This is a genomic window from uncultured Arthrobacter sp., from assembly GCF_902805515.1.
Taxonomy (GTDB): domain Bacteria; phylum Actinomycetota; class Actinomycetes; order Actinomycetales; family Micrococcaceae; genus Arthrobacter_D.
Window position 1 is genome coordinate 18,735 of the sequence record NZ_CADCTE010000079.1, and the last position, 25,094, is coordinate 43,828.

16 protein-coding genes are annotated in these 25,094 nt (G+C 69.5%); 6 read left to right on the top strand and 10 right to left on the bottom strand.

Translation table 11 applies throughout. From position 1 onward, the window contains the following. The first annotated feature begins 25 nt into the window (after positions 1 to 25). On the top strand, positions 26 to 3,034 hold the full coding sequence (locus QZX79_RS06910) for a bifunctional [glutamine synthetase] adenylyltransferase/[glutamine synthetase]-adenylyl-L-tyrosine phosphorylase (RefSeq protein WP_294566548.1): 3,009 nt from the start codon (positions 26 to 28) through the stop codon (positions 3,032 to 3,034). A gap of 243 nt (positions 3,035 to 3,277) precedes the next feature. Further along, on the top strand, positions 3,278 to 4,480 hold the full coding sequence (locus QZX79_RS06915) for a hypothetical protein (protein ID WP_294566551.1): 1,203 nt from the start codon (positions 3,278 to 3,280) through the stop codon (positions 4,478 to 4,480). 122 nt (positions 4,481 to 4,602) lie between these two features. Here QZX79_RS06915 and QZX79_RS06920 read toward each other — a convergent pair whose 3' ends face one another. The 3 genes from QZX79_RS06920 to glnA form a co-directional block, all read right to left on the bottom strand. Beyond that, the gene (locus QZX79_RS06920; RefSeq protein ID WP_294566554.1) at positions 4,603 to 6,738 is read right to left on the bottom strand and encodes an acyltransferase family protein; all 2,136 of its coding nucleotides are present in this window, start codon (positions 6,736 to 6,738) and stop codon (positions 4,603 to 4,605) included. Between the two features lie 387 nt (positions 6,739 to 7,125). Continuing rightward, a complete protein-coding gene (locus tag QZX79_RS06925) occupies positions 7,126 to 7,335 on the bottom strand; it encodes a hypothetical protein (RefSeq protein WP_294566556.1) in 210 nt (69 codons plus the stop codon). 268 nt (positions 7,336 to 7,603) lie between these two features. Further along, positions 7,604 to 9,028, bottom strand: coding sequence for a type I glutamate--ammonia ligase (gene glnA / locus QZX79_RS06930; protein ID WP_120169652.1), 1,425 nt, complete (start codon positions 9,026 to 9,028; stop codon positions 7,604 to 7,606). 292 nt (positions 9,029 to 9,320) lie between these two features. Here glnA and QZX79_RS06935 point away from each other — a divergent pair, with 292 nt between their 5' ends. Next, positions 9,321 to 9,758, top strand: a complete 438-nt coding sequence (locus QZX79_RS06935) for an RDD family protein (protein ID WP_294566558.1) — start codon at positions 9,321 to 9,323, stop codon at positions 9,756 to 9,758. Between the two features lie 216 nt (positions 9,759 to 9,974). Here QZX79_RS06935 and QZX79_RS06940 read toward each other — a convergent pair whose 3' ends face one another. The 3 genes from QZX79_RS06940 to lipB all read right to left on the bottom strand — a co-directional run bounded on the left by QZX79_RS06940 (position 9,975) and on the right by lipB (position 12,537). Further along, positions 9,975 to 10,727 carry a DUF4191 domain-containing protein gene (locus QZX79_RS06940; RefSeq protein WP_294566560.1) on the bottom strand — a complete coding sequence of 251 codons (753 nt, stop codon included), beginning with the start codon at positions 10,725 to 10,727 and terminating at the stop codon, positions 9,975 to 9,977. 89 nt (positions 10,728 to 10,816) lie between these two features. Continuing rightward, positions 10,817 to 11,818 (bottom strand): lipoyl synthase, encoded by a 1,002-nt coding sequence (lipA, locus tag QZX79_RS06945; protein WP_294566562.1) that lies wholly within the window; start codon positions 11,816 to 11,818, stop codon positions 10,817 to 10,819. After that, the gene (lipB, locus tag QZX79_RS06950; protein ID WP_294566565.1) at positions 11,815 to 12,537 is read right to left on the bottom strand and encodes a lipoyl(octanoyl) transferase LipB; all 723 of its coding nucleotides are present in this window, start codon (positions 12,535 to 12,537) and stop codon (positions 11,815 to 11,817) included. The genes lipA and lipB overlap by 4 nt, the downstream gene beginning before the upstream one ends. Positions 12,538 to 12,609: 72 nt before the next feature. Here lipB and QZX79_RS06955 point away from each other — a divergent pair, with 72 nt between their 5' ends. Continuing rightward, positions 12,610 to 14,823 carry a serine/threonine-protein kinase gene (locus QZX79_RS06955; RefSeq protein WP_294566568.1) on the top strand — a complete coding sequence of 738 codons (2,214 nt, stop codon included), beginning with the start codon at positions 12,610 to 12,612 and terminating at the stop codon, positions 14,821 to 14,823. Between the two features lies 1 nt (position 14,824). On the opposite strand, the gene QZX79_RS06960 is transcribed toward QZX79_RS06955, so the two are convergent. Continuing rightward, positions 14,825 to 15,718 carry a TIGR01777 family oxidoreductase gene (locus QZX79_RS06960; protein WP_294566574.1) on the bottom strand — a complete coding sequence of 298 codons (894 nt, stop codon included), beginning with the start codon at positions 15,716 to 15,718 and terminating at the stop codon, positions 14,825 to 14,827. Between the two features lie 83 nt (positions 15,719 to 15,801). Here QZX79_RS06960 and QZX79_RS06965 point away from each other — a divergent pair, with 83 nt between their 5' ends. Further along, positions 15,802 to 19,239 carry a S41 family peptidase gene (locus QZX79_RS06965; protein WP_294566578.1) on the top strand — a complete coding sequence of 1,146 codons (3,438 nt, stop codon included), beginning with the start codon at positions 15,802 to 15,804 and terminating at the stop codon, positions 19,237 to 19,239. A gap of 246 nt (positions 19,240 to 19,485) precedes the next feature. Here QZX79_RS06965 and sucB read toward each other — a convergent pair whose 3' ends face one another. The 3 genes from sucB to QZX79_RS06980 all read right to left on the bottom strand — a co-directional run bounded on the left by sucB (position 19,486) and on the right by QZX79_RS06980 (position 24,595). Then, positions 19,486 to 21,321, bottom strand: coding sequence for a 2-oxoglutarate dehydrogenase, E2 component, dihydrolipoamide succinyltransferase (gene sucB, locus QZX79_RS06970; protein ID WP_294566581.1), 1,836 nt, complete (start codon positions 21,319 to 21,321; stop codon positions 19,486 to 19,488). A 148-nt stretch (positions 21,322 to 21,469) separates the two neighbouring features. Further along, on the bottom strand, positions 21,470 to 22,852 hold the full coding sequence (gene lpdA / locus QZX79_RS06975) for a dihydrolipoyl dehydrogenase (RefSeq protein WP_294566586.1): 1,383 nt from the start codon (positions 22,850 to 22,852) through the stop codon (positions 21,470 to 21,472). Between the two features lie 195 nt (positions 22,853 to 23,047). Then, positions 23,048 to 24,595 carry a leucyl aminopeptidase gene (locus tag QZX79_RS06980; RefSeq protein ID WP_294566589.1) on the bottom strand — a complete coding sequence of 516 codons (1,548 nt, stop codon included), beginning with the start codon at positions 24,593 to 24,595 and terminating at the stop codon, positions 23,048 to 23,050. A 232-nt stretch (positions 24,596 to 24,827) separates the two neighbouring features. Between QZX79_RS06980 and QZX79_RS06985 the strand changes: the two genes are divergently transcribed. After that, positions 24,828 to 25,094 (top strand): PAC2 family protein (locus QZX79_RS06985; protein WP_294566592.1); only part of this gene is annotated, 267 nt, incomplete at its 3' end.

Here is a 25,094-nt window from a genome sequence, read left to right on the forward strand (position 1 = left end):
GCACCCGCCGGGACGCTGGTACCCGATGAGCCTGGCGGGACGGCTCATCAGCGCCGGTTTCACCGACCTGGAGAAGAGCACCCGGTTCCTTGAGGCCCCGGAACTGGCGGGCATCGACGCGGAGCTGCTCTTCGCCGCGCTGGGCCACGCCGCCAGCCCCGACCTCGCCCTCCAGTCGTACGTGCGCCTGCTCGCCGTCGAACCGGCGGTGGCGGACCTGTTCACCCGGGAGCCGGAGCGGGCCACGGCACTCTTCCGCCTGCTGGGGGCCTCCGAGGCGCTGGGGGAGTTCCTCATGCGCCACCCCGGGCACCTCGACGCGGTCCGGCCCCCGGCGGGGGCGGAACCCGCCGTTCCACCGGAGCAGCTCCGGGCCTCCCTGCTGGCCGCGGTGGACGCCGATCCCGCGGTGGAGAACCCCGTCGCCGGGAAGACCGGGACGGGGGCCCATCAGTGCCTGCGTGCGGCCTACCGCCGCCACCTGACCGAACTGGCGGTGCGCGACCTCTCCCACCCCTCTCCCATCGACTATCTGCCCACCGCGGCCCGCGAACTGGCCGACCTGGCCGCGGCCGCACTCGAGGCCTCCCTCGCAGTTGCCCGAGCGGACCTCGCCGAAAGCTATTCCGCCGACGATATCGCCGCCGTCCGGCTCGCCGTCATCGGGATGGGCAAGTGCGGAGCGAGGGAACTGAACTACATCTCCGACGTCGACGTCATCTACGTGATCGACGCCCCAACCCTCGACGAGGCCCTCGCCAGCCGCATCGGCACGGCCCTGGCCACCGGCATCTCCCGCGGGGTCTACTCCCCGGGGCCCGAACCGGCGCTCTGGGAGGTCGACGCCAACCTCCGGCCGGAGGGCCGCGACGGTCCGCTGGTGCGCACGCTCGAATCCCACCTGACCTACTACTCCCGGTGGGCCTCCACCTGGGAGTTCCAGGCGCTGCTCAAGGCGCGGGCGGTGGCCGGAGACCCGGAGCTGGGGAGCCGCTACGAGGAGGCGGTGGCGCCGCTGGTGTGGACCTCGTCGGAGCGGGAGGGCTTCGTGGAGTCCGTCCGGGCGATGCGCCGGCGGGTCACCGACAACATCCCCAGGCACGAGGGGCCGAAACAGCTCAAGCTCGGCAGCGGCGGCCTGCGCGACGTCGAGTTCACGGTGCAGCTGCTGCAGCTGGTGCACGGGCGGGCCGATGAAAGCCTGAGGGTCCGGGACACCGTCACGGCGATCGCCGCCCTCAGCGCCGCCGGGTACATCGGCCGGACCGACGCCGCGGACCTCGACAACGCCTACCGCTACCTGCGCCTCCTTGAGCACCGCATCCAGCTGACGCAGCTGCGCCGCACCCACCTGATGCCCGACGGCGACGCCGCCCGGCACGCGCTGGCTCGCTCCACCGAGGGCGCGATGGTCAGCGTGCGCCCCACCGCGCGGAGCATGGTCGAGAAATGGCAGCGGACCCGCCGGCTGGTGGAGCGCCTCCATGAGACGATCTTCTACCGGCCGCTGCTCAACACCGCGGCGAACCTCAGCCTCGAAGACGTTAAGCTCACCCCGGAGGCCGCACAGGCGCGGCTGGCGGCCCTTGGCTACTCCGACCCCAAAGGCGCGATGCGCCACATCGAGGCCCTCACCGGCGGCATCCGGCGCCGGGCCGTGCTGCAGCGCCAGCTCCTTCCGATCCTGCTGGCGTGGTTCGCCGACGGAGTGGATCCCGACGCCGGGCTGCTGGGCTTCCGCCGGCTCAGTGAGTCACTGGGGGAGAGCCACTGGTACCTCGGGATGCTGCGGGACTCGAAGGCCGCGGCGGAACGGCTGTGCAACGTGCTCTCCTCAAGCCGGTTCATCACCGATCTGCTTGAGGTCTCGCCGGAATCGACGAAGTGGCTGGGCGCCGACCCCGAGCTGGTTCCCGACACCTTCGAGTCGCAGTGGCAGGAAATCCGGTCGAAGATGGCCCGCCACCCGCAGCCGCAGGACGCGATGCGGCTCATCCGCCTTATCCGCCGCCGGGAACTGCTCCGCATCGCGATCGCAGACAGCGCCGGACTCCTCACGCAGGCCGCGGTGGGCAACGCGCTCGCCGACGCCGACCGGGCCGCCGTGCTCGGAGCCCTCCACGTTGCGGAACATTCGATCCACGCGTCCGAGCCGCGCATTACCGACGTGGTCGTCATCGCCATGGGCCGCCAGGGCGGCCGGGAGATCACCTACGGCTCCGACGCCGATGTGCTCTACGTCCACCGGCCACTGCCCGGCGCCGATCCGGCCGCCGCCCAGCGGCAGGCGGAAAAGGTGGTGTCGCAGCTCGCCGCAAATCTCACCCAGCCCTCGAAGCCGCCGGTCCGGGCGGAGCGGGTCCTTGAAATCGACGCCGCCCTGCGTCCGGAGGGCCGGCAGGGGCCGTTGGTTCGCTCCCTTGACTCATTCCGGGAGTACTACAAGCGGTGGTCACTGATCTGGGAGGCCCAGGCGCTGCTGAGGGCGCGGCCGATGGCGGGCAGCGACGCCCTGATTGCCGACTTCCTCGAGCTCATCGACCCGATCCGCTACCCGTCCTCACTGTCGGAGACCGACGAGCGGGAGATCCGCCGGATCAAGGCGCGGATGGAGGCCGAACGCCTCCCGCGCGGGGCCGACCCCTCCCGGCACCTCAAGCTGGGCCGGGGTGCCCTCAGCGACGTCGAATGGCTGATCCAGCTGCTGCAGCTCCGCCACGCCGCACGGGTGCCCGAACTGCGCACCGCCTCCACGCTTGAGGCGATGGACGCCGTGGAGGCAGCCGGGCTGCTGCCGGCCGCCGAAGTGGAGACCCTGCGGCGCAGCTGGCTGCTGGCCAGCAGGCTGCGTGCGGCCAATGTCATCTGGAGCGGGCGCAGCTCCGACCTGCTGCCCTCCTCCCGCCGGGACCTTGAGGCGGTGGCCCGCTGGTGCGGCTACGGGCCCGGGAAGGGCGCAGAGCTTGAGGAAGACTATCTGCGTCTGACCCGCCGGAGCCGGGCCATCTTTGAGCGCAACTTCTACGGAACCTGACGGTCCGCCCTGATTCTGCGGGCACGGTCCGAAAGGCACCGGCAGCTACTCCCATCCGCGGGCCCGGCTGCCTGTTGGACCGCGTTCCGCAGCACTCGATGCTTGGGGCAATTACCCGTTTAGTGCCTGTACGCTACCCGACTCCGCCAAACGGGGCCCGATGTCGTTGCCGCGAATTGATCAGTAGCCTTACGGTCGGGGCATCCCGCGCGCGCGGGCCAATCCCAAGCCAGAGAGTTCATTATGCGTTTTTCATCATTGGTAGCCGCGACGACGCTCGGACTTGTCGTCGCTCTGGCGCCAGCCGGCCCCGTCCTCGCGGCGCCCGAGGACGACCGCCGGGCCGCCTGCACCGCAGTGAACGGAGAGTTCAGCGGCAAAGGCAACAATCAGACCTGCACCGTCACCACGGTGGTCGTCGGCCCCGACGTGCCCTCCGGCACCCCGACAACAACCTTCAGTGAGGACCGTCCGGCCGGCGATCCGGTGACCGTTGACACCTCCCAGCCGGTGCGCCAGCCCAGCCCGGAGGTATCGACCGAGGAACGCGATGCCGGCGACGCGACCGTGGTCCGCACCGAGCGGGTCGGCACCCCGGTCGTCACGGAGGAGGAGCGCGACACCGGTGAGGCCGCCAGCGAGGACGTCGTCGTTCCGGGCACCCCGACCTCCACCACCCGCACCGAGCGCGGCACGACCACGACCACCCAGCAGCCGACGACAACAAACTGCCGCAGGGTCAACGACGACCGGTCGGCCAAGCCCGTCGAGAAGTGCGACCGCGCCGTCCTGACCACCAGGACGACGCCGACCACCGTCGTGACCACGACGACCACCCCTCAGGAGCGGGTCACCACCACCACGCAGCCACGGGAGACGCTGGTCACCACGACCACGCCGGTCACCGAGGTCTTCACCAGCACGCAGCCGCGCGAGTCGTGCACCACCACGACCTTCCAGACGGTGATTGCGACGGCCACGACGCAGCAGACCGAGCGCACGGCGACGGCCACCCAGCAGACGACGCGCACCACCACCACGACGAAAACGACCTTTACCTTCGACAAATCCAACGGGCTGGCGCAGCCCGGCACGCCGGTGACGACGATGTCGACCACCGCGGGGGATCCGGTGATCACCACGGCGGAGGTTCCGGGTACTCCGGTCGTGACCACCGGAACGCGGCCCGGTGAGGAGGAATCGGACGTCGTCTGCACACCGGCCGCCCCGGTAATCACCTCTGCCGACGGTGAGACGACGCAGGACGTGCAGACGGCGACGGTCCCCGCCGAGCCCACCGTCACGGTGACCCGCGAGGAGATCGATCCCCTCGTCGTCGAGACCGAGGCTCCCGGTGCTCCGGTCGTCACCACCGACACCCGCACCACCGGCCAGACCTGCTATAAGAATCCCGCGACGGCGGAACAGCGGCGCAACCGCTGCTGATCCGGTTTAGAGCGTCCAAAGGCTGCCGCCCACCGTTCCCGGTGGGCGGCAGCTTTTACGTGCGGGCACCGGCCGCTCCCCGGCAGGGTGGGCCCTGGCCGCCGGATCCGGCATGGGAGGGCTCAGCCGGCGCGGCTGGCCTCGAGATCGGCAGCCAGGGCCGGGGCGAGGGAGCGCATGTAGGTGGAGGTCACATGGTTGTCGTCGTAGTAGACATGCGCTCCGCCGATGGAGGCGTAGCACCGCCCGTCCGGGCAGAACTGGTCCGACAGGTCAAGGACCTTGATCCGGTCCGACCCCGCCGCCTTCGCGGCTTCGGCGAGAGGGTCGGCGGGGAGTGAGTCAGCGCCGTCGTTTGAGCAGGCGCGCGGGGCGGCGGGGTTCTGCGCCAGGCACTCGGTCGTAGTGGTCTCGAGGGTCAGTGGCGTGTCGCGCAGCACGAACACCTCGCTGCCTGCCTCGGCCCATGGCAGGGCCCGGCGGGCGAAGCCGTCGCGGTACTGCTCGGGCTGCGGGCGGCCGCTTCCGTCGTCGATCTTCTCCACCACGGCGAAGGACGAGACGAAGACCAGCTCGGGCTTCTCGGCGGTGATGCGCTCGGAGACTTCGGCGCTCCATTTCAGGCACTTCTTCTTGTAGGCCTCGCTGGTGGTCGGCTTGCCCTTGAACGCCACCCGGGGCACGTCGACGACCGGGCAGCCGTCCACGACGCTCTTCTTGACCATCCAGCGGTTCTGCCGGGCGAGTTCGAAGATCGCCGCCTGCCACTGCTCGGCGTGGGAATCGCCCACCAGCCAGACGGTGGCGGCCGGATCCGCGCCGCCCGCGAAGTCGCATTCGATCAGCCGGTTCGCCTTCTTGATCCAGAGCGGGTCGGCGGCGCGCCCGCATTCGGGTGGGGACGTCTCATAGGACTCGGCGGCGGTCACCACCTCCGTGGCCGGCGGCCCAAGGGGCTCCGGGCAGAGCCGGTCGGGCTGGAGGCTGCCGGCGCCGAAGCAGGAGCTGCGCGAGGCATCCTTGAGGACGGCGCTGTGGTCTCGCTCGGCACGGTCGACGCTGACGATCATCGCAGCGGCCACTACGGTGACCACGGCCATCGAGGCGGCCGTTGCGCCGAGGACCCGGCCGAATGAAGCACCGGCCAACAGGGCCGAGCGCCCCGGATCCTCAACCAGGGACTTGGTGAGGGCGGCCAGGGCCACCGCGACGGCGAGCAGCAGCACCTGGTCGCCGAGAGCGGGGTCGCGGTTCAGAACGCTGGGCGCCAGGACGATCAGCGGCCAGTGCCAGAGGTAGAGGGAGTAGGAGATGTCCCCGACGAACTGGGCCGGCGGTGCCGCCAGGAGCGTATTCGGGGACCACCCGGGGTGCTGCGGACCCGACACCAGGACGAGCAGGGTGCCGGCCACGGGCACGAGCGCGGCGGCGCCGGGGAAGAGAGTGTCGGCGTTGAAGGTGACCGCGGCGAACAGGATCAGGCCGAGTCCGGCCCACTGTGCGGCACCGCTCACCAGCAGCCCTGCCCCGGTGCGGGAGCGGGGGAGCGTGAGGACGGTCGCCACGAGTCCACCGGCGGCGAATTCCCAGACCCGAGTCTGCGTGACGAAATAGGCTTCGCTGGGGCTGGTGTAGGTCAGGTGGATGCAGACGATCAGGGAGAGCACGCCGACGGCGGCCAGGCCCCCGCGGACCACCCGGACGGAGGGGAGCCTCCACCGGGCGGCGATCAGGAAGAGCCCCAGCAGGAACAGCGGCCAGACGAGGTAGAACTGTTCCTCGACCGACAGGGACCAGTAGTGCTGCACGGTCGACGGAGCGGCGTTGTCCGCCGAGTAGTCCAGGGACTTGTCCGCGAGGACCCAGTTTTCGATATAGACGGTGGCCGCGATGGTCTCCCAGGCGAGGGAGGCCCACCTCGGGAAGGGCAGGAAAACCCACGCGGCGGCCAGGGAGACCAGAGCAACCGTGAGCGCGGCGGGCAGCAGACGCTTGATGCGCCGGAGGTAGAAGGCGCCAAGCCGGACGCCGCCGGTGCGCCCCAGTTCCGAGAGCAGGTGCTTGGTCATCAGGAAACCGGAGATGACGAAGAACACGTCGACTCCGACATATCCGCCGGGCAGCCAGGCCGGCCAGAGGTGGGCGATCACCACGAGCAGCACTGCGATGGCCCGGAGGCCCTGCACATCCTTGCGAACCTCTTTGGCCGGCGTAGTGGCGCGGCGTGGGGGCGCCATCGTGCGCACGGCGTTGCTCATTCTTTGACACCTCGATCCGTCGAACTGTTCGTTTTTCGGCGCTCGGGAAATTCTAAGGGTGCTGAGGATTTTCCCCAATTCGGTAACGCCTGACGACCACCGTCAGGCCGAGAAGGCACTGATTAATCTTTTCATCGGCGAGGTGGGCGCCGGTCGCCTAGTTTTTGGTGGCATTCCCGGCGGCACTGTGTCAGGGTGCCCCTGCAGATCGGGATTTTTTCCTCGCAGTGCCGCCCTGATCCGCGCTGTTCGCACCCGTGGTGCGGCACGCCTGTGCCCCTGGTGCCTGTGCGTCAACGTCCGTGCGGAGGCACGCGCCTGGCAGGCCGAGGTTCCCGGCTCGCTATGCCGTCCACCCGGAGGGCTAGAGGGCGGCGGGGGACGGAGTCAGAACTGGATGGTCTTCGAAACCCTGCACTTGTTGCTGTCGGTGACCCGCTCCACGTGGAGGCCCTGAAGGACCTCCTGGTCGGTCAAGGAGTGGCCGTCGGCAGCGGCGAGGGTCTGGATCTGCGCCGCCCCCACCGCGAGGACCTTGCTGTCCTCAACATGCGCGCCGGCATCCAGCTCAACTTCGACCTCGTATGTTTTCTCCATGGTCGATTGTTGCGCCGATCCGGGAGTTTGAACAGGTCCCAACCCATCCCGCACGGCCTTTCAACACACTTCACTGCCCTCGAAACTGCAGCTCACCACGTTCTGCACGCGGCGAAGCGTGGTGATGTGCAGTTTCGGCGGGGCGAACGCGGAAGGCCCCTCCGCCCGGAACGGGTAGAGGGGCCTTCCGTGGCGCCAACGTCAGGCGCTGGTGCCGAGCCGTCGGGGCGGTGTGCGGGTGAACACCCGCGGCGCCCCTGGGGCCGGGCTAGACGCCGTAGTAGAGCTCGAACTCATAGGGGTTCGGGCGCAGCGACAGCGGGAAGATCTCCACCTCGCGCTTGTACGCGATCCAGGTCTCGATGAGGTCCTGGGTGAAGACCCCGCCGGCCTGCAGGAACTCGTTGTCCGCCTCGAGGGCGAGCAGCGCCTCCTCGAGGGAGCCGGGCGCCTTCTGGATGTCCTTGGCCTCCTCGGCGGGCAGCTCGTAGAGGTCCTTGTCGATGGGGTCGGCCGGCTCGATCCGGTTCTTGATCCCGTCGAGGCCCGCCATCAGCTGTGCCGCAAACGCCAGGTAGGGGTTGGACGAGGGGTCCGGCGCGCGGAACTCGATGCGCTTGGCCTTGGGGTTGGAGCCCGTGATGGGGATCCGGATGCCGGCCGAGCGGTTGCCCTGCGAGTACACCATGTTGACCGGGGCCTCGAAGCCCTTCACCAGGCGGCGGTAGGAGTTCACCGTTGGGTTGGTGAACGCCAGGACGGCGGAGGCGTGCTTGAGCAGGCCGCCGATGTACCAGCGGGCGGTGTCGGACAGCCCGGCGTAGCCGCGCTCGTCGTAGAACAGCGGCTCGCTGCCGTTCCACAGCGACTGGTGGCAGTGCATGCCCGAGCCGTTGTCGTTGAAGACCGGCTTGGGCATGAAGGTCGCCGACTTGCCCCAGGCATTGGCGACGTTCTTCACGATGTACTTGAACTTCTGCAGGTCGTCCGCGGCGTGGGTCATCGTCGTGAACTTGTAGTTGATTTCGGCCTGGCCGGCGCCGCCGACCTCGTGGTGGGACCGCTCGACCTCAAGGCCGGCCCGGTCCAGCTCGACGCAGATGGCGTCGCGGAGATCGGCCTGCTTGTCGACGGGGGAGACGGGGAAGTAGCCGCCCTTGAACGGGGTCTTGTTGCCGAGGTTGCCCCCGACCTCCTCGCGGCCGCTGTTCCACGGGGCCTCGATGGAGTCGACCTTGTAGAAGCTTCCCTGTGGGGAGGACTCGTACTGGACGTTGTCGAAGATGAAGAACTCGGCCTCGGGGGCGAAGAACGCAGTGTCGGCGATGCCGGTGGAGGCGAGGTAGGCCTCGGCGCGCTCGGCGACGCCGCGCGGGTCGCGGTGGTACGGATCACCCGTGCGGGGGTTCACAATCGAGAAGTTCAGCGCCAGCGTCTTTTCCACCCGGAAGGGGTCGATGAAGGCGGTGGTGACGTCGGGGATCAGCTGCATGTCCGATTCCGCGATGCCCTGGAAGCCGCGGATGGACGAGCCGTCGAACAGCTGGCCGTGGATGAAGAAGTCGGCGTCCACCGATTTCGCCGGCACATTGAAGTGCTGCTGCACTCCGGGCAGGTCGGTAAACCGGACGTCGACGAACTTCACCCCTTCGTCAGCAATGTACTTGAGGACTTCGTCCGCATTCTTGAACATGGATTGATGCTCCTTACGCATAGCTTGGGTAACGGCCCGGCGTCATCGGGTGTCCGCGTCAACAGAAAGCGGACACACGGGCAGTGCCTTGCTGCAGCCGACAAGTTACAACTGTAGAAGCGCGCAGTTTCCCTCGGGTGTCACCATTGTTTCCGGCACGTTACTTAATGGGCAGTGCTTTCAGCCTAGCGTGCCTGCAGGGGACCGACGGGCCGTGCCGGTGTCGTCCGACGGGGCGGCGCCCCCCGCCGGGCGGGAAAAACCGGCGGGCGCCCACCGGTAAACTGGGCCTGTGGTGAATCGAAACGACGTCGGATCCTGGCTCAACGGGCCTCCTCCCTCCGGAGCGCAGGACTGGCCCGGACAGCGGCTGGGACGTCCGAAGAGCGGCCCGGGTTCCATCGCGCGGGTTGGGCCGCGGGTGGTGGCGCTGTTGATCGACTGGGCGCTGTGCACCCTCATCTCGCAGGCCTTCTTCGGCTGGGACGGGTTCGCCACGACGTACCTGTTCCTCCTGGAACAGATCCTCTTCGTCGGCTTCTTCGGCTACAGCATCGGCCACCGAGTGCTGAGAATGCAGGTGCAGACCCTCGACGGACGTCCGGCCGGGTTCCTCACCGCCGCCATCCGCTCCGTGCTGATCTGCCTGGTGATCCCCGCACTCATCTTCGACCCCGACCAGCGCGGCCTCCACGACCGGGCCCGCGGCACCGTCCTCGTCCGCATCTAGTCCGGCCGCCGGAGCCCAGTCCTTCGGCGCCCAGTCCTTTGGCGCCCAGTCCTTCGGTGCCCAGACCCGGGACACCCAGACCCGCGGCACCGGTCCCTCACGCACTGGCCCTCACGCACTGGCCCTCCGCACTGGCCCTCACGCACTGGCCCTTAACGAACTGTGGCAGGAAACCCCGGAACACCGGGAGCTTCCTGCCACAGGGATTCTGCAGGCTTAGCGGCCCTTCATGGCCTTGCGGTCCGGCCGGGCCTTGTACGGATCGACGCCCTTGGGGATCGGCAGGCGGGTACCGAGCGCGCGCAGCCGCTTGTCGACGGCGTGCACCTCCTGCTTGGTGAGGGACTTCTTGAGCTTCTGGGCGGTCTTGGCCACCTTTGCCAGGGGCACCTGGCCCTCGCCGCGGCCGGCCTGGATCACGTGGATGGGCACGTTCGGCACGATGCGGGCCATCTTCCGGCGCTCGTCGTCGACGAGGCGCTTCACGCGCCCGGACGGGCCTTCGGTGACGAGTACGATGCCGGGGCGGCCGATGGCGCGGAACACGGCGTCCTGGGAGCGCGGGTTCATGGCCACGGGCTGCTCCTCAAGGATCCAGCCCCTGCGCAGCACGCTCAGTGCAGCGCCGGCGGCGCCCGGCTTGCCCTCGATCTGCGAGAAGGCCGCCCGTTCGGCGCGGCGCGACAGGATGAACACTGCGGCCAGGAAGGCCAGCGGCACCGAGATCAGCATCAGCGTCACGACGTTCTGGATGAGCAGCCCGATGATCAGCCCCACAGCAATGATGCCCAGGAAGGCAAGAAGCATCAGCCAGACCACGTTCGGGTCGTTGCGCCTCGTCATCTTGAAGACTTCGAGGATCTGCTTGGTCCTGCCGGTCTTCTTCGCCGGCTTGGCAGCCTTGGGCTTGCGGGAGAAAAGGCGCCGTTTGGGCGCGGGGGATCCCTCAGGATTGATGCTGTGCGACATAGTGGCTCAATTCTACGTGATAGCGGCCGCGCTCAGGCCGCGCCGAAGCGGCCGATTGAAGCCGGAAGTGCTGAGGTGCCTGCGGGCCGTTAACCGGCCTTTCGATCGGAGGCTTCCCGGAGTGAGGGGCCGGAGTCGTCGAGGTGTGCAAGCTCCGGCGGGAGCTCGAGTCCCTTCCTCCGCATGGCACGCGCCCACAGCCGGCCGGCCCGGTAGGAGGAGCGCACCAGAGGCCCGCTCATGACCCCCAGGAACCCGATCTCCTCGGCTTCCTCGCGGAGTTCGACGAACTCGCCGGGCTTGACCCACCGATCCACCGGCAGGTGGCGTTCACTCGGCCGGAGGTACTGGGTGATGGTGATCAGGTCACACCCGGCGGAGTGAAGGTCGCGGAGCGCTTCGGAGATTTCCTCCCGCGTCTCGCCCATCCCGAGAATCAGGTTCGACTTGGTGACCATGCCGCGCGCCCGGCCCTGGGAGATCACATCGAGGGACCGCTCGTACCGGAAGGCGGGCCGGATGCGCTTGAAGATGCGCGGGACGGTTTCGACGTTGTGCGCGAACACCTCGGGAACCGCGTCACAGATGGCCGCGATATGTTCGGGCCGTCCGGAAAAGTCCGGGATGAGGATTTCGACGCCGGTGCCGGGGTTCATGCTGTGGATCTGGCGGATCGTCTCGGCGTAGAGCCAGACCCCCTCGTCGGGCAGGTCGTCGCGGGCGACGCCGGTCACCGTGGCGTAGCGGAGGTTCATCGATCGAACCGACTGGGCCACCTTGAAGGGCTCGCTGCGGTCCAGGGGCTGGGGCTTGCCGGTGTCGATCTGGCAGAAGTCGCAGCGGCGGGTGCATTCGGATCCGCCGATGAGGAAGGTCGCTTCGCGGTCCTCCCAGCATTCGAAGATATTGGGGCAGCCGGCCTCCTCGCAGACCGTGTGAAGGCCTTCCTTCTTCACAAGGTTCTTCATGGAGACGAACTCGGGGCCGATATTGACCTTGGCCTTCATCCAGTCCGGCTTGCGCTCCACGGGCGTCTCGGCGTTGCGCGCTTCGATGCGCAGCATGCGGCGTCCTTCGGGGGCCAGGCTCACAGTAAAGCTCCTTTGGGCTGGTCGGCGCCAGCGTCGTCGGTCGGTCCGTCGGAAAGCGTTGTGGCCGCGTCGTCGAGTACCAATGCTGACTCATTCTTGCGCAGTTCTTCCTCGATGCGCGACACGATGTCCGATGGGGTAACGGTGCGGCCGGTCTCGGCCGAGATGCTGGTGACGCCCGCGTCGGTGATGCCGCAGGGAACGATCTGCTCGAAGGGTGCGAGGCTGTTGCTGCAGTTCACCGCGAATCCGTGCATGGTCACCCGCCGGTTGATGCGGATTCCGATGGCGGCGATCTTGCGGTCAGGCAGTCCTCCTCCAGCGGCGATCCACACCCCCGACCGTCCGTCGATGCGGATGCCCTCGAGGTCGTAGTCCTTCAGCACGGCGATGATGACGTCCTCGAGGATTCCCACGTAGTCGGACACCCTCGTGGGTTCGGGCAGGGCGAGGATCGGGTACCCGACGAGTTGGCCGGGGCCATGCCAGGTCAGTTTCCCGCCCCGGTCCACAGCGACCACCGGCGTGCCGTCAAAGGGCCGCTCGTGATCTTCGGTGCGCTTGCCTGCCGTATAGACGGCCTCATGCTCGAGCAGCAGCACGGTGCTGGGCGAGCGCCTTGCGACGACCGCCTCGTGAAGGCTGCGCTGGAGGTCCCATGCCTTGGTGTAGTCGACGTACTCGGGATGGAGGCCGATTCTGGCGAACTCGAGAGTCATGGGTTAAGGGTAATGCCCGCCTCCCGCAAAAAGATCAGGAGAAATCTCACACCGACGAGGTACGCCTGCCCTGTGGATAAGGGCCCCGCGTGGGATTTCGGGGACTACAACTTAAGGATGGACATCTCCGCCAGCGATGGACACGGTTTCCCCGACCTCGACCCCGGTGCTGCCCCTGTGCCGGACGGTGGATCTGGTGCCGGGCCCCCGCCCTCCGTCCAGGGGTTCGAGACAGGACGCCTGCTCGGAACGGGCGGCGGTTCCTCCGTCTGGCTCGTTACCGCGCACGACGGAGGTGGAGTGTTCGCGCTGAAGGTCGGCTCCGGGGGACTTTCCGGCGCGGATCCGGACGAAACGGACCCGGGCGTTGCAGAAGGAATGGTCCACCGGGAAGCGGACGTGATGGGTGGGCTGCGCCACGAACACCTCGTGACCATCCACGGGATCGTGGCGACCGACCGCGGCCCTGGTGCGCTCATGGACTACGCCCCCGGAGGTTCCCTGCAGAATCTGGTGGCGGTGCGGGGCCCGCTGCCGGTCGGCGAGGCGGTTACGGTTCTGGTGCCCATTGCGCAGGCTCTCGCCTACCTCCACGGGCAGGGTGTGTCCCACGGTGACGTCACTCCCTCGAACATCCTCTTCACCGAGGAAGGCAAGCCGCTGTTGAGCGACTTCGAACTGGGGCGGCGTCTCGGCGAGGGGCTGCGGCTGACGGCAGGAACGCCTGGCTTCAGGGATCCCCGCCCATCCGAGCCGGAGCGCCTCAACACCGAGGCCGACGTCTTCTCCCTCGGCGCGGTGGCGTGGTTCGCCCTGACCGGCCGGGTCCCCGGGCCGTCCGCGCAGCGCCCACCCCTGTCGATGCTGGTACCCGAGATTCCGCCCCGGTTCCTTTCCCTGATCGAGGAGTCGTTGTCCGAGGACCCGACGCAGCGCCCCGATGCCGTTTCCTTTGCGCGGGGGAGCCTGAGGGCGGGTACGGCGGTGCCGGTCGGGCTCGTAGAGGCGGTGGGGGAGGATGTCCGCCCGCGCCTCCTTACCCGGCGCGACGCGGCACCGAACGCCAGGCCTTGGGGTCCCCTGGGCCGCATTGGTTCGGGCGGGCGGAGGTCCGGTGGGCCCGGTGCGGGAACAGCGTTCGGGAGCGGGAAGGGGAGATCGGGATCGCGGGCCCGGACCCCGGCCAGCAGGACGGATTCCCGGCCCGCGGAACCGCGCCGCCGCGGTGCTGCGGCCGGGACGGGCCGACGGTCCGCCGCACGGAGGGGATTCGGCCCGGTACCGGGCTCGATTCTGGGCTCGATTCCAGGTTCGATTCCAGGTTCGATGCCGCGGTGGATCGCGGCGGGAGCCCTCGCGGTCCTGCTTGCCGCCGGCGCTGTCTGGGCGCAGGGGGAGGGTGGGCGCCTCCGGCTGCCCGAGCGGCCACCGGAGGCCGTCGCGGAGCGGGGGCCGGACTTTCCGGGGGGCGGGCCGGGGCAGCTGCCGCCGGTGACGGATCCCGCGCCCGGTTCCGGGAAGGGACCGGTTCCCCAGGAGGGACCGGTTCCCCGGGAAGGATCGGCCCAGGAAGGATCGGCTGCCCGGGAGGAACCGCATACTCAGGAGGAACCGGCACCCCTGGACGTTCCGGAAACACCGGAAGCCCTCGAGTCCCTTGGCGCACCAGGCCGGGCGGAGGTACATCGTCCATCGGTCACCCCGGCCGCTCCGAAAACACAACCGGCGCCGGAGGCCCGGACGTCGTCGGGGCCTCCGGCGCCCGAACCGATTTCAGCGGTTGACCCGCTCACAGCACTGCCTCAGCTGGCGCAGCAGCGCGCCGCCGCCTTCGCCCGGGCCGACCCGGCCGTGCTCGACGAGGTCAACACGAGGGGGTCCACGGCGATGGCATCGGACCTTCGGGAAGTCACTGCTCTTGCGGAAGCCGGCCGCCGCCTGGCCGGGCTGCGGCTGACCGTGATCGAGGCGCAGATCGTCGAACCCCCGGCCGCAAAACCCCCGGCCGCAAAACCCCCGGCCGCAAAACCCCCGGCCGCAAAACCCCCGGCCGCAAAACCCCCGGCCGCAAAACCCCCGGGGTCAAACGGGTTCGCCGACGGCGGCGCGTCCCGGACCGCAGCCGTCGCCGCCACGGTGGAGGTCTCGGCCCACACCGAACTCGACAACTCAGGAGCCGCCGTCTCCGCGGAGGTTCCTCCGCGCCGACAGGAACTCGTCTTCGTCCTCCAAGAGGAGGGCGGCTGGAAGATCCACGCTGTATATGCGGCCGCGCAGGGCCCGTGAGTCAAACGCGCCGATCCCGGACCTGCTCGGCGAGATCGGCGGCGGTCACGGCGTCGAACCGGAAACCCGAGGCGGTGAGGACCTTCGGATCCATCCGTGCACTCACCAGGAGGAGTTCATCCGCGAGCTGGCCCATCGCCACCGTCAGGACCTTCTGCGGGACGCGGAAGCGGGTGGGGCGGTGCAGCGCCCTGCCGAGTTCCTGGAGGAGCGTCTGCAGCCTCTCCGGCTGCGGCGCGGAGAGGTTCACCGGCCCTTCCACCTCCGCGGTGAGCAGATGCTCCATGGCGCGGACCTCGTCGGTCATGGTGATCCACGGCCACCACTGCTGGCCGCTTCCCAGGGGGCCTCCGGCATAAAGACGCATCGGCAGCAGCAGCTTCGGCAGGGCGCCCCCCTTCAGGCTCATGACGATGCCCGTACGGGTCAGCACGGTGCGCACGCCCTCGGGGGCCCTCACCGCCTCGGCCTCCCACCGGCGGCACACGTCGGACAGGAGCAGGTCACCGGAGCCCGAGGCCTCGGTGAGCACTTCCTCGCCCCGGTTCCCGTAGTACCCGGAGGCGGACTGGCTGAGGAACACGGCCGGCGGGCTGCCGGCCCGCCGCATCGCCTCAACCAGGGTGCGGGTGGAGCGGATGCGCGAGGAGTAGAGGGATTCCTTGTGGCTGCGGGTCCACAGGCCGCCGGCAATGGACGTGCCCGAAAGATTGATGACGGCGTCGGCCCGGTCCATCACCGACGGGTCGAGCTCGCCCCGGGCCGGATCCCATGCCACCTCATCCGGGCCTGCGGGAGCACGCCGGACAAGCCGGGTGACCGTGTGGTTGTCCCGCAGCCGGTTCTGGAGAGCCTTGCCGATCAGGCCGGAAGCGCCGGCGATGAGAATATGCATGCCCCCATCGAACCATCCACGACGTCCCGGGGGAACACGGCGGCCTCAGCCGTTGCGGCGGGGGCTGTGGTTATGATCGGGCAATGGGTTCCTCAGACTACTTACGCTATCCGCATCTCTCCGGAGATTCCGTCACGTTCGTCGCCGAAAACGACGTCTGGGTGGCGCCGGTTTCGGGTGGAAGGGCGTGGCGCATTTCGGCGATGCAGCTGCCCGCCCGCAACCCCCGGTTCTCCCCGGACGGAAAGGTGATCGCCTGGACCGTGGTGCAGGCCGGTGCGCCCGAGGTGGTGGCGGCGAACGCCGACGGCGGCGGCTACCGGCGCCTGACCTTCTGGGGGCACCAGAACACCCGGGTCAAGGGGTTCACCGAAGAGGGCGACGTCATCGCCACCAGCGCCTACCGGCATGAGGACCCCCGGCTGGCCTGGGCCTACCGGGTGCCCCTCGACGGTTCCGCCCAGACGGTGCTCCCGTACGGGCCGGTCGACACTATCGTGCACGCGGAAGCCCTCGGCGACGAGCGCCCGGTGATCATCGGCAGCGTGATGACGCGCGAGCAGGCGTGGTGGAAGCGCTACCGCGGCGGAACGGCCGGAAAGCTGTGGATCGACGCCGACGGCGGAGGAAGCTTTTCCCGCTTCGTGCCCGAGCTCGACGGAAACCTCACGGATCCCATGTGGGTGGCAGGGCGCGTGGCGTTCCTCTCGGACCACGAGGGCTACGGCAACCTGTACTCCGTGGACCGGCAGGGCGCGGACCTGCGCCGGCACACCGACAATGAAGACTTCTACGTGCGCCACGCCTCCACCGACGGGGAGCGGATCGTCTACGAATCGGCCGGTCAGCTGTGGCTGCTGGGCTCGCTCGAACCGGAGACGGCGCCGAAACGGCTGGACATCGAACTCGGGTCGGCCTCGACCGCGCGCCGGCCGGTCCTGCTCGACGCCGCCCGCCATCTCGCCGACGCCGTCCCGGTCCCGGCAGGCGATGCCAGCGTCGTCGAAACCCACGGAACCCTCCACTGGCTGACCCACCGGGACGGCCCCTCGCGCGTGATCGAGGGCACCGCCGGCGTGCGGGCCCGGCTGGGACGGCCCCTTGGCTCGGACGGCGTCGTCTACGTCGCCGACCACGGCGGCGAAGAATCTCTCCACATCCGCGATGTCTTCGGCGCCGCCCGGCCGGCCGGCACCGCACCGCAGCCGGGCACCGCCCAGGACCCGGAGCGGACCAACGGCGGCCCCGCCCTGCCGGCCCCCGTGCCGGCGGTCCAGGGGGCCCCCGCGGCACCGGCTACAGCCGGAGACGACGACGGGTCCGGCGACCCGGGCTCCACCGCGCTCGCCGCCCAAGACGCACCGGAGGCCCGGCTGCTGCGCACCTTCGCCTTCGACGGCCCGTTCCGCGCAAGCGAACTGGCGGTAAGCCCGGACGGAGCACGTGTCGCCGTCGCCGGTGAACTCGGCGGGCTGCTGGTGCTCGAGGTGGCCTCGGGGACGTTCTTCCCACTTGCCGCGCCCGAGCACGGCGCCATCAACGACGTCGCCTTCTCGGGCGACTCGCGCTGGGTCACCTGGGCGGAGCCGGTGACGACCGAGGGCGCCCGGACCCGGATCCGCATCGCCCGGGCCGAAAAGGGGGCCGAGGTCCACGACCTCACCGACGGTCGGTTCCGCGACTCAACGCCCGTCTTCACCCGCGACGGCAAGTACCTGGCGTTCCTTTCGGACCGCAGCTTCGATCCGGTGTACGACACGCACCGCTTCGACCTCAGCTTCCCCGCCTCCACCAAGCCCTTCCTGGTGGCGCTCGCCGCCGATACGCCCTCGCCCTTCGGTCCGGCCGCGCATTCCGCCCGTCCGGACGGCGCGCGGCAGGACGCCGGCGCTGAAGCTGTGCCCAATGCGGTGACCGTTGACGCCGACCGCATCGGGGAACGGATCATCGCCGTCCCCGTCGCCCAGGGCCGCTACGAATCCCTCTCCGCGGTCGAGGGCGCCCTGTTGTGGACGGCAGGGGACGCCGGGGGACTGACCGGTGACGGCCGGGCCACTCCCTCCGACCAGGAGCCGGCGCGCCGGCTGGAACGGTTCGACCTGCAGCGGCGCACCGTCGAGGTCCTCGTCGGCGAGGCGGACTCCTACCGGGTCAGCGGGGATGGTTCGACCGCCGTAGTCGTCCGCCAGGGCGCCATCACCGCGGTCCCCACCTCAGGCAAGGTCGAGCCGGAGTCACCCGAGCGGATCGAGGTGGGGCTCGAGCGCGTGCGGGTGCTGCTCGACCCGGTCGCCGTCTGGAAGCAGGCCTACCAGGAGACCTGGCGGCTTCAGCGCGACTTCTTCTGGACCCCCGACCTCGGCGGCATCGACTGGGAGGCGGTTGGTGCCAAGTACCGTCCGCTCCTCGACAGGATCGGCTCACACGATGACCTGATCGACGTCCTCTGGGAGCTCCACGGCGAACTGGGAACCTCCCACGCCTACGTCACCCCGGCCCTGAACGCGGAACCGGGCGGTGCGCAGGGCTTCCTCGGCGCCGAGCTTGAGCCCACCGAGGCCGGATGGATGGTGAAGCGGATCTTCGCCGGCGAATCCTCCGACCCGCAGGCCTCCTCCCCGCTGAGCGCCCCCGGGGTGGCCGTCGCCGAGGGGGACACCATCGACGCCGTCGACGGCGTGCCGGTCCCTGCCGGCTTCGGGCCGTCGGTCCTGCTCACCGCTTCGGCCGGCCGGACCGTCGAGCTGACCGTGACCCGCCGGGACGGCGAGGGCGAGGCCGCCACCCGGCGTGTGGCCGTCGTGCCCCTGCGCAGCGAGGAACGGCTGCGCTACCAGAACTGGGTGAACGCCAACCGCATGATCGTGCACGCGGCCTCCGCCGGGCGCTTCGGCTACCTCCACATCCCGGACATGGTGGCCAACGGCTGGGCCCAGCTGCACCGCGACCTCGACCGCGAAACGGGCCGCGACGCCCTGATCGTCGACGTGCGGCGCAACCGCGGCGGCCACACCTCGCAGCTGGTCGCGGAGCTGATCGGCCGGAAGGTTACGGCCTGGTCCTTCCCCCGCGGCGAGCAGCCCGGAACCTACCCGGCGCACGCCCCGCGCGGGCCCGTGGTCATCCTTGCCGACGAGTTTGCCGGCTCGGACGGAGACATCATCACGCAGGTCGCGAAGCTGCGTGGGATCGGCCCGGTTATCGGGGCCCGGACCTGGGGCGGCGTGGTGGGAATCGACGGAAGATTCCGCCTCGCCGACGGCACCGGCGTCACCCAGCCGAGGTATTCCTTCTGGATGACCGGCGGGCCCGGCTGGGGAGTTGAGAACTATGGCGTCGACCCCGACATCGAGGTGCCCTTCCCGCCGCACGCCTACGCCGCGGGGGAGGACCCGCAGCTCGAGCACGGGGTGGCCACCCTCAAGGAGATGCTCACCGAGCTGCCCACGGACCTCCCTCCGGCACGGGAGGGCTACCGTTCGCTGCGGCCGGCGCCGCTGCCGGCACGCCCGGGCAGCTGACCGGCCTGGCCGACCGGGCCTGGCTGACCTGTCCCGGGCTGACCGGTCCCGGCTGATCGGTCGCGGCAGGTCGGCATCCGGCCGGCCCGCCGCGCTGCGTGCCCGCCCGGTCCCCGCCTGCATGGCCCAGATCGGCCCAGGTCGGCGCGGGCCGGCGGCGTCGAGCGGCCGGCGGAAATCGGCCGCCAACAGCAAAGGGCGGCGTTCCCCACGGGGAACGCCGCCCTTTGCGGTGAAGCGGAGAGCCTAGAGGCCGAGCTCGGCTTCGAAGGCTCCATCCTCAAGGCGCGCCTTGAGGGTCTGCAGGAACCGACCGGCATCCGCGCCGTCGACCAGGCGGTGATCGTAGGTCAGGCTCAGGTACATCATCGAACGGATGGCGATGGTGTCCTCGCCGTCGGCGTCCGTGACGACGATCGGGCGCTTGACGATCGTCCCGGTGCCGAGGATGGCGACCTGGGGCTGGTTGATGATCGGGGTGTCGAACAGTGCCCCCACCGAGCCGAAGTTCGTGATCGTGAAGGTTCCGCCCGCAAGCTCGTCCGGTCCGATCTTGTTGTTCTTCGTGCGCGCTCCGACGTCGGCGATCTTCTTCGCCAGGCCGCCCAGGTTCAGGTTGCCCGCATCGCGGATGACCGGAACGAGCAGGCCCTTCTCGGTGTCCACGGCGATCGCCAGGTGCTCGGCGTCGTGGTAGGTGATCTCCTTGGCTTCCTCGTCGAAGGACGCGTTGAGCTTCGGGTGCTGCTTCAGCGCTTCGATCACGGCCTTCGAGATGAAGGGCAGGAAGGTGAGCTTGGCGCCGTTCTGGGCCTGGAAGCTGTTCTTCGCCGTGTTCCGCAGCCGCGCGATGCGGCTCATGTCGACCTCGATCACCTGGGTGAGCTGGGCGGAGACCTGGAGGGACTCGCGCATCCGCTTCGCGATGGTCTGGCGGATCCGCGGGGCCTTCTCGACCGTGCCGCGCAGCTTCGAGGGCTCCACGGCGGGAGCGGCGGCGCGGGCCGGCGCGGACGCCGGTGCCGCGGCGGGAGCCGGAGCGGCGGCCGCGGCCTTGGCCGCCTCCGCTGCCTCGAGGACGTCCTGCTTGCGGATCCGACCCCCGACGCCGGTGCCCCGGAGGGCGGAGAGGTCGACGCCGTTCTGGTTCGCCAGGCGGCGCACCAGCGGGGTCACGTAGGCGTCCCCGGCCGGCTCGGATTCCGCGGGAGCTGCCTGCTCGGCGGCGGGGGCCGGAGCGGGCGCTTCCTTCGGTGCGGGGGCGGGCGCTGCTTCCTCCTCGGGCTCCGAGGTCTTCTCGGCGGGCTTCGGAGCCTCTTCGGCCTTGGGTGCCGCAACCGGGGCTTCGCGGGTCTCCGCTTCACCGGCGGCGAGCGGCTCGCCCTGGGGCGCCTCGGCCTTGGCCGGTGCGCCGGCGCCGGTTCCGATGACCGCGAGGACGGAGCCGACCTCGGCCGTTTCGTCCTCGGCGACGCGGATCTCCTGGAGGGTTCCGGCCACGGGGGAGGGGATCTCGGTGTCCACCTTGTCGGTGGAGACCTCGAGGAGCGGTTCGTCGACGGCGACCTCGTCACCGACGGCCTTGAGCCAGCGGGTGATCGTGCCTTCGGTGACGCTCTCGCCGAGGGCCGGCAGGGTCACTTCCGTGCCTTCGCCGGATCCGCTGTCTGAACCGCTGTCCGAACCGCTGTCCGATCCACCGGACGCGGCCGGTGCGGCAGCCTCCTGGGCGGGCTCGGGGGCGGCTTCCTGGGCCGGTTCGGGTGCTTCCTCGGCTGCGGGCTCCGGGGCGGCTTCGGCGGCGGGAGCCGCGCTGCCGTTGGAGTCGGCCGAGCCGCCTCCCGAGCCGTCACCGATGCGCACCAGGGGCGCGCCGACGTCGGCCGTCTCGTCCTCGGCGACGAGAATCTCTTCGATGACGCCCGCGATCGGCGAGGGAATCTCGGTGTCGACCTTATCGGTCGAGACCTCAAGGAGCGGCTCGTCAACTTCGACACGGTCGCCTACCTGCTTCAGCCAGCGGGTGACGGTGCCCTCGGTGACGCTTTCACCGAGAGCGGGTAAGTTCACGGATTCAGACATAGTGTCCCCGTTTCTCCTTGTTGGTTCGTTCCTGACGGCTGGGCCCCCGTGGTGCAGGGTCAGCCGGAAATGCTTGGATGACTTATTGCGAGCTTAGTGCACCCCGTTTGGGGTGCACTGGGCCCGCACTTGGGGGTGCGGGCGGAGCTCAGCTGTGCAGGGGCTTGCCGGCAAAGGCCAGAGCGGCCTCGCCGAGGGCTTCGTTCTGCGTCGGGTGGGCGTGAACCAGCTGGGCGACGTCCTCGGGGTACGCCTCCCAGTTGACGATCAGCTGCGCCTCACCGATCTGCTCGCCCATGCGGCTGCCGATCATGTGGACACCGATGATGGGGCCGTCCTTCTCCCGGACGAGCTTCACCAGCCCGCCGGTCCCGATGATGGAGCTCTTGCCGTTGCCCGCCAGGTTGTACTCCTGGGTCAGGACCTTGTCCTCGCCCAGCTTCTCCTTGGCGGCCTTCTCGGTGTAACCGACCGAGGCGATCTCGGGCTCGCTGTAGGTGACCTTGGGGATGTTGAGGTCCTCGACGACGACGGGCTTGAGGCCGGCGATCTCTTCGGCGACGAAGATGCCCTGCTGGAAGCCGCGGTGGGCCAGCTGCAGGCCGGGGACGATGTCGCCGACGGCGTAGATGTTGCCGACGCCGGTGTGGAGGCGCTCGTTGGTGATGACGAAGCCGCGGTCCATCGTCAGGCCCGCCTCCTCGAAGCCGAGGTCCGCGGTGGCCGGCCCGCGGCCCACGGCCACGAGCATGAGGTCGGCCTTGAAGGTCTTGCCGTCCTCGAGGGTGGCGGTCACGCCCTCGTCGTTCTGCTCGACGCCCTGGAAGCGGGTGCCGGTGTTGAACTTGATGCCGCGCTTCTTGAACGCACGCTCGAAGGCCTTGACGATGGTGGCGTCCTCGTTGGGAACCAGCGAGGGGAGGGCTTCGATGATGGTGACGTCGACGCCGAAGGATTCCCAGACGGAGGCGAACTCGCAGCCGATGACGCCGCCGCCGAGGATGATGGCGCTCTTGGGGACGCTGTCCATCTGCAGGGCCTGGTCGGAGGTGATGACCTTGCCGCCGATCTCGAGGCCGGGCAGGGTCCGCGAGTAGGAGCCGGTGGCCAGGACGATGTTTTTGCCCGTGTAGGAGGTCCCGTCGACCTCGACGGTGTTCGAGGAGGTCAGCCGGCCGGCGCCTTCGATCACGGTGATGCCGCGGGACTTGATCAGGCCCGTCAGCCCCTTGAACTTGCTGGCGACGATGCCTTCCTTGTAGGCGTTCACCGCGCCCATGTCGATCGACTCGAAGGTGGCGTTCACGCCGTACTTGCCTGCCGAGCGGGCGCTGTCCGCGACCTCCGCCGTGTGCAGGAGCGCCTTGGTGGGGATGCAGCCGTTGTGGAGGCAGGTGCCGCCCAGCTTGCCCTTCTCCACGAGACCTACGGTCAAACCCAGCTGAACGGCCCGGAGGGCGGCAGCATAGCCACCGCTTCCCGCGCCGAGGATCAGGATGTCGAATTCTTGCGCAGCTGCCGTATCGGCCACTTTGACGCTCCCTCGCGTAAGCAATGACGCGCCGAGACGCGTCGGTGATTGATTGTGCCAAATTGCTTGGTGATCAGGCTTTACCCTATCGCCAGATGCTGCCCGCGGCCACATGGGAACCGCCCATTCCCGGCACGTGTGGGCAGTCTCACGAAGGCCCGCCGGGCGGTGTGCCGGGCGGGCCTTCGTACTGACCTAGGAGGCCCGCTCGAGCACGTCCTCGACGTAGGCCAGGAGCGTCCGGACGCCGACGCCGGTGCCCGCCTTGGGCGTGTACCCGTAGGCGGAGCCTTCGTTGAAGGCCGGCCCGGCGATGTCGAGGTGCGCCCACGGAATCTTCTCTCCGTCGATCGAGCCGACGAACTCCCGCAGGAAGACGGCCGCCGTCATCATGCCGCCGAACCGCTCACCGATGTTGGCGATGTCGGCCACCTGGGAGTCGAGGCTCGGGCGCAGTTCCTCGGGCAGGGGCATGGGCCAGAACGGTTCGCCGGCGCGGTCGGCCGCGGCCTTGACCGCGTCGCGCACGCCGTCGTCGCCCATCACACCGGAGGTGCGGTTGCCGAGGGCGATCATCTGGGCGCCGGTGAGGGTGGCGATGTCGATGATGGCGTCCGGGTGCTCCTCGCGGGCGGCGGCGAGGCCGTCGGCGAGGACCAGGCGGCCCTCGGCATCGGTGTTGAGGACCTCGACGGTGCGTCCGCCGTAGGTCGTCAGGACGTCCTCGGGACGCTGGGCGGTGCCCGAGGGCATGTTCTCCGCAAGGCACAGCCAGGCGGTCACCTTGGCGGCCAGGCCCAGTTCGGCCACGGCGAGGACGGTGTTGAGCACGACGGCGGCGCCGGCCATGTCGAGCTTCATCGTCTGCATGCCGGCGGCGGGCTTCAGGGACAGTCCGCCGGAGTCGAAGGTGATGCCCTTGCCCACAAGGGCCAGGTGCACCTTCGATTTCGCGGGCGCGTACTCGACCTTCACCAGGCGCGGCGGCCGGGAGGAGCCCTTGCCGACCCCGAGGATGCCGCCGTAGCCGTCGCGTTCGAGCTTCTTCTCATCCATCACCGTCACCTTGACGGGCAGGCCCTTCGAGAGATCCCGCGCTGCCTGCGCGAAGCTCTCGGGGTAGAGGTGGCTCGGCGGCTGGTTGACCAGCGAGCGGGTGAGGTTTACGTTCTTCGCCAGGACGGCGGCGCGGGCCAGCCCGGCCGACAGTGCGGCGTCCTGCGCGGCGGCGGTGTGCACGAGGATCGTGCGCACCGGCCCGTCATCCTTGCGCGGGGCGGGCTTGCCGTCGGCGCCGAGCCGTGAGCGGTATCCGTCGTAGGCGTAGGCGCCCAGGGCGGCGCCCTCGGCGATTGCCGTGGCTTCGGCCGCGCCCGGTGCCGGCAGGGCGAGCACCACGGTCTCGAGGCCCTTGAGCTGGCGGACCGCTGCTCCGGCGGCGCGCCGCAGGGTCTCGGCCGGCAGGGCGCTTCCGGCGGTGACCGGGCCCACGCCGACCAGCACGAGGGACTCCGAGCCGGTGTCGGGCAGTGCGGCCAGCCGGCGGACATCGTCGGCGGCGCCGGTCACGCCGAGGACCTGGAGCGAATCGCCCAGGGCGCGGGCGGCCTTCGCCGGCAGGGGACTGTCGAGCAGGACCGGGCCGTCCTGGCCCTTGCCCACGCCGATCACCAGGGCGTCGCTTGGGATTTTTTTGAGGTCTTTGGCAACCGCTGTCAGAGTGGGCTCGCTTGGCTTCATCACTAAGGTGTTTCCTCTTTCCAGATGGGATATCGGGTCCGGGCCGCCCGGCCGGGCTTGGTGAACCAGGGCGGCGGGCAGGCCGGTGACCGTTCTTCGATCGTATCCTCTCGGTGCTCCACGGACGGCCGCGTGGAATGAAGGGCGTGCCCGGTGCGTTGAGTCAGTAAGCAGACTTGTTGGAAACCCGAAGGCGCGGCCACGCAGGCGGCCCCGGGATATGCAGGAGGAAATAATGCTAGATGCACGGACACTGTTCAGCCTGAGCGCCGACGCACGTCCCGAGCAGCTGCGCGGGCTGCCGCTGCTCGCGAGCCTGAGCGGATTCGCTGACGCGGGGCAGGTCGTGTCGCAGGTCAGCGAGGAGCTCCTGGAGACCCTCGATTCGGAGCTGGTCGCCGTCTTCGACACCGACCAGCTCATCGATTACCGGAACCGCCGCCCGCGGATCACGTTCGAGGAAGACCACTTCACCGACTATCAGGCCCCCCGCCTTGAGCTT

Bases quoted from the DNA above. Each gene is read 5' to 3' on its own strand.
- sucB (WP_294566581.1), bottom strand. From the start codon at position 21,321: ATGTCTGAATCCGTGAACTTACCCGCTCTCGGTGAAAGCGTCACCGAG.
- lipB (WP_294566565.1), bottom strand. From the start codon at position 12,537: ATGACTCTCGAGTTCGCCAGAATCGGCCTCCATCCCGAGTACGTCGAC.
- QZX79_RS06965 (WP_294566578.1), top strand. From the start codon at position 15,802: ATGGGTTCCTCAGACTACTTACGCTATCCGCATCTCTCCGGAGATTCC.
- QZX79_RS06920 (WP_294566554.1), bottom strand. From the start codon at position 6,738: ATGAGCAACGCCGTGCGCACGATGGCGCCCCCACGCCGCGCCACTACG.
- QZX79_RS06910 (WP_294566548.1), top strand. From the start codon at position 26: ATGAGCCTGGCGGGACGGCTCATCAGCGCCGGTTTCACCGACCTGGAG.
- QZX79_RS06960 (WP_294566574.1), bottom strand. From the start codon at position 15,718: ATGCATATTCTCATCGCCGGCGCTTCCGGCCTGATCGGCAAGGCTCTC.
- QZX79_RS06915 (WP_294566551.1), top strand. From the start codon at position 3,278: ATGCGTTTTTCATCATTGGTAGCCGCGACGACGCTCGGACTTGTCGTC.
- glnA (WP_120169652.1), bottom strand. From the start codon at position 9,028: ATGTTCAAGAATGCGGACGAAGTCCTCAAGTACATTGCTGACGAAGGG.
- QZX79_RS06940 (WP_294566560.1), bottom strand. From the start codon at position 10,727: ATGTCGCACAGCATCAATCCTGAGGGATCCCCCGCGCCCAAACGGCGC.
- QZX79_RS06925 (WP_294566556.1), bottom strand. From the start codon at position 7,335: ATGGAGAAAACATACGAGGTCGAAGTTGAGCTGGATGCCGGCGCGCAT.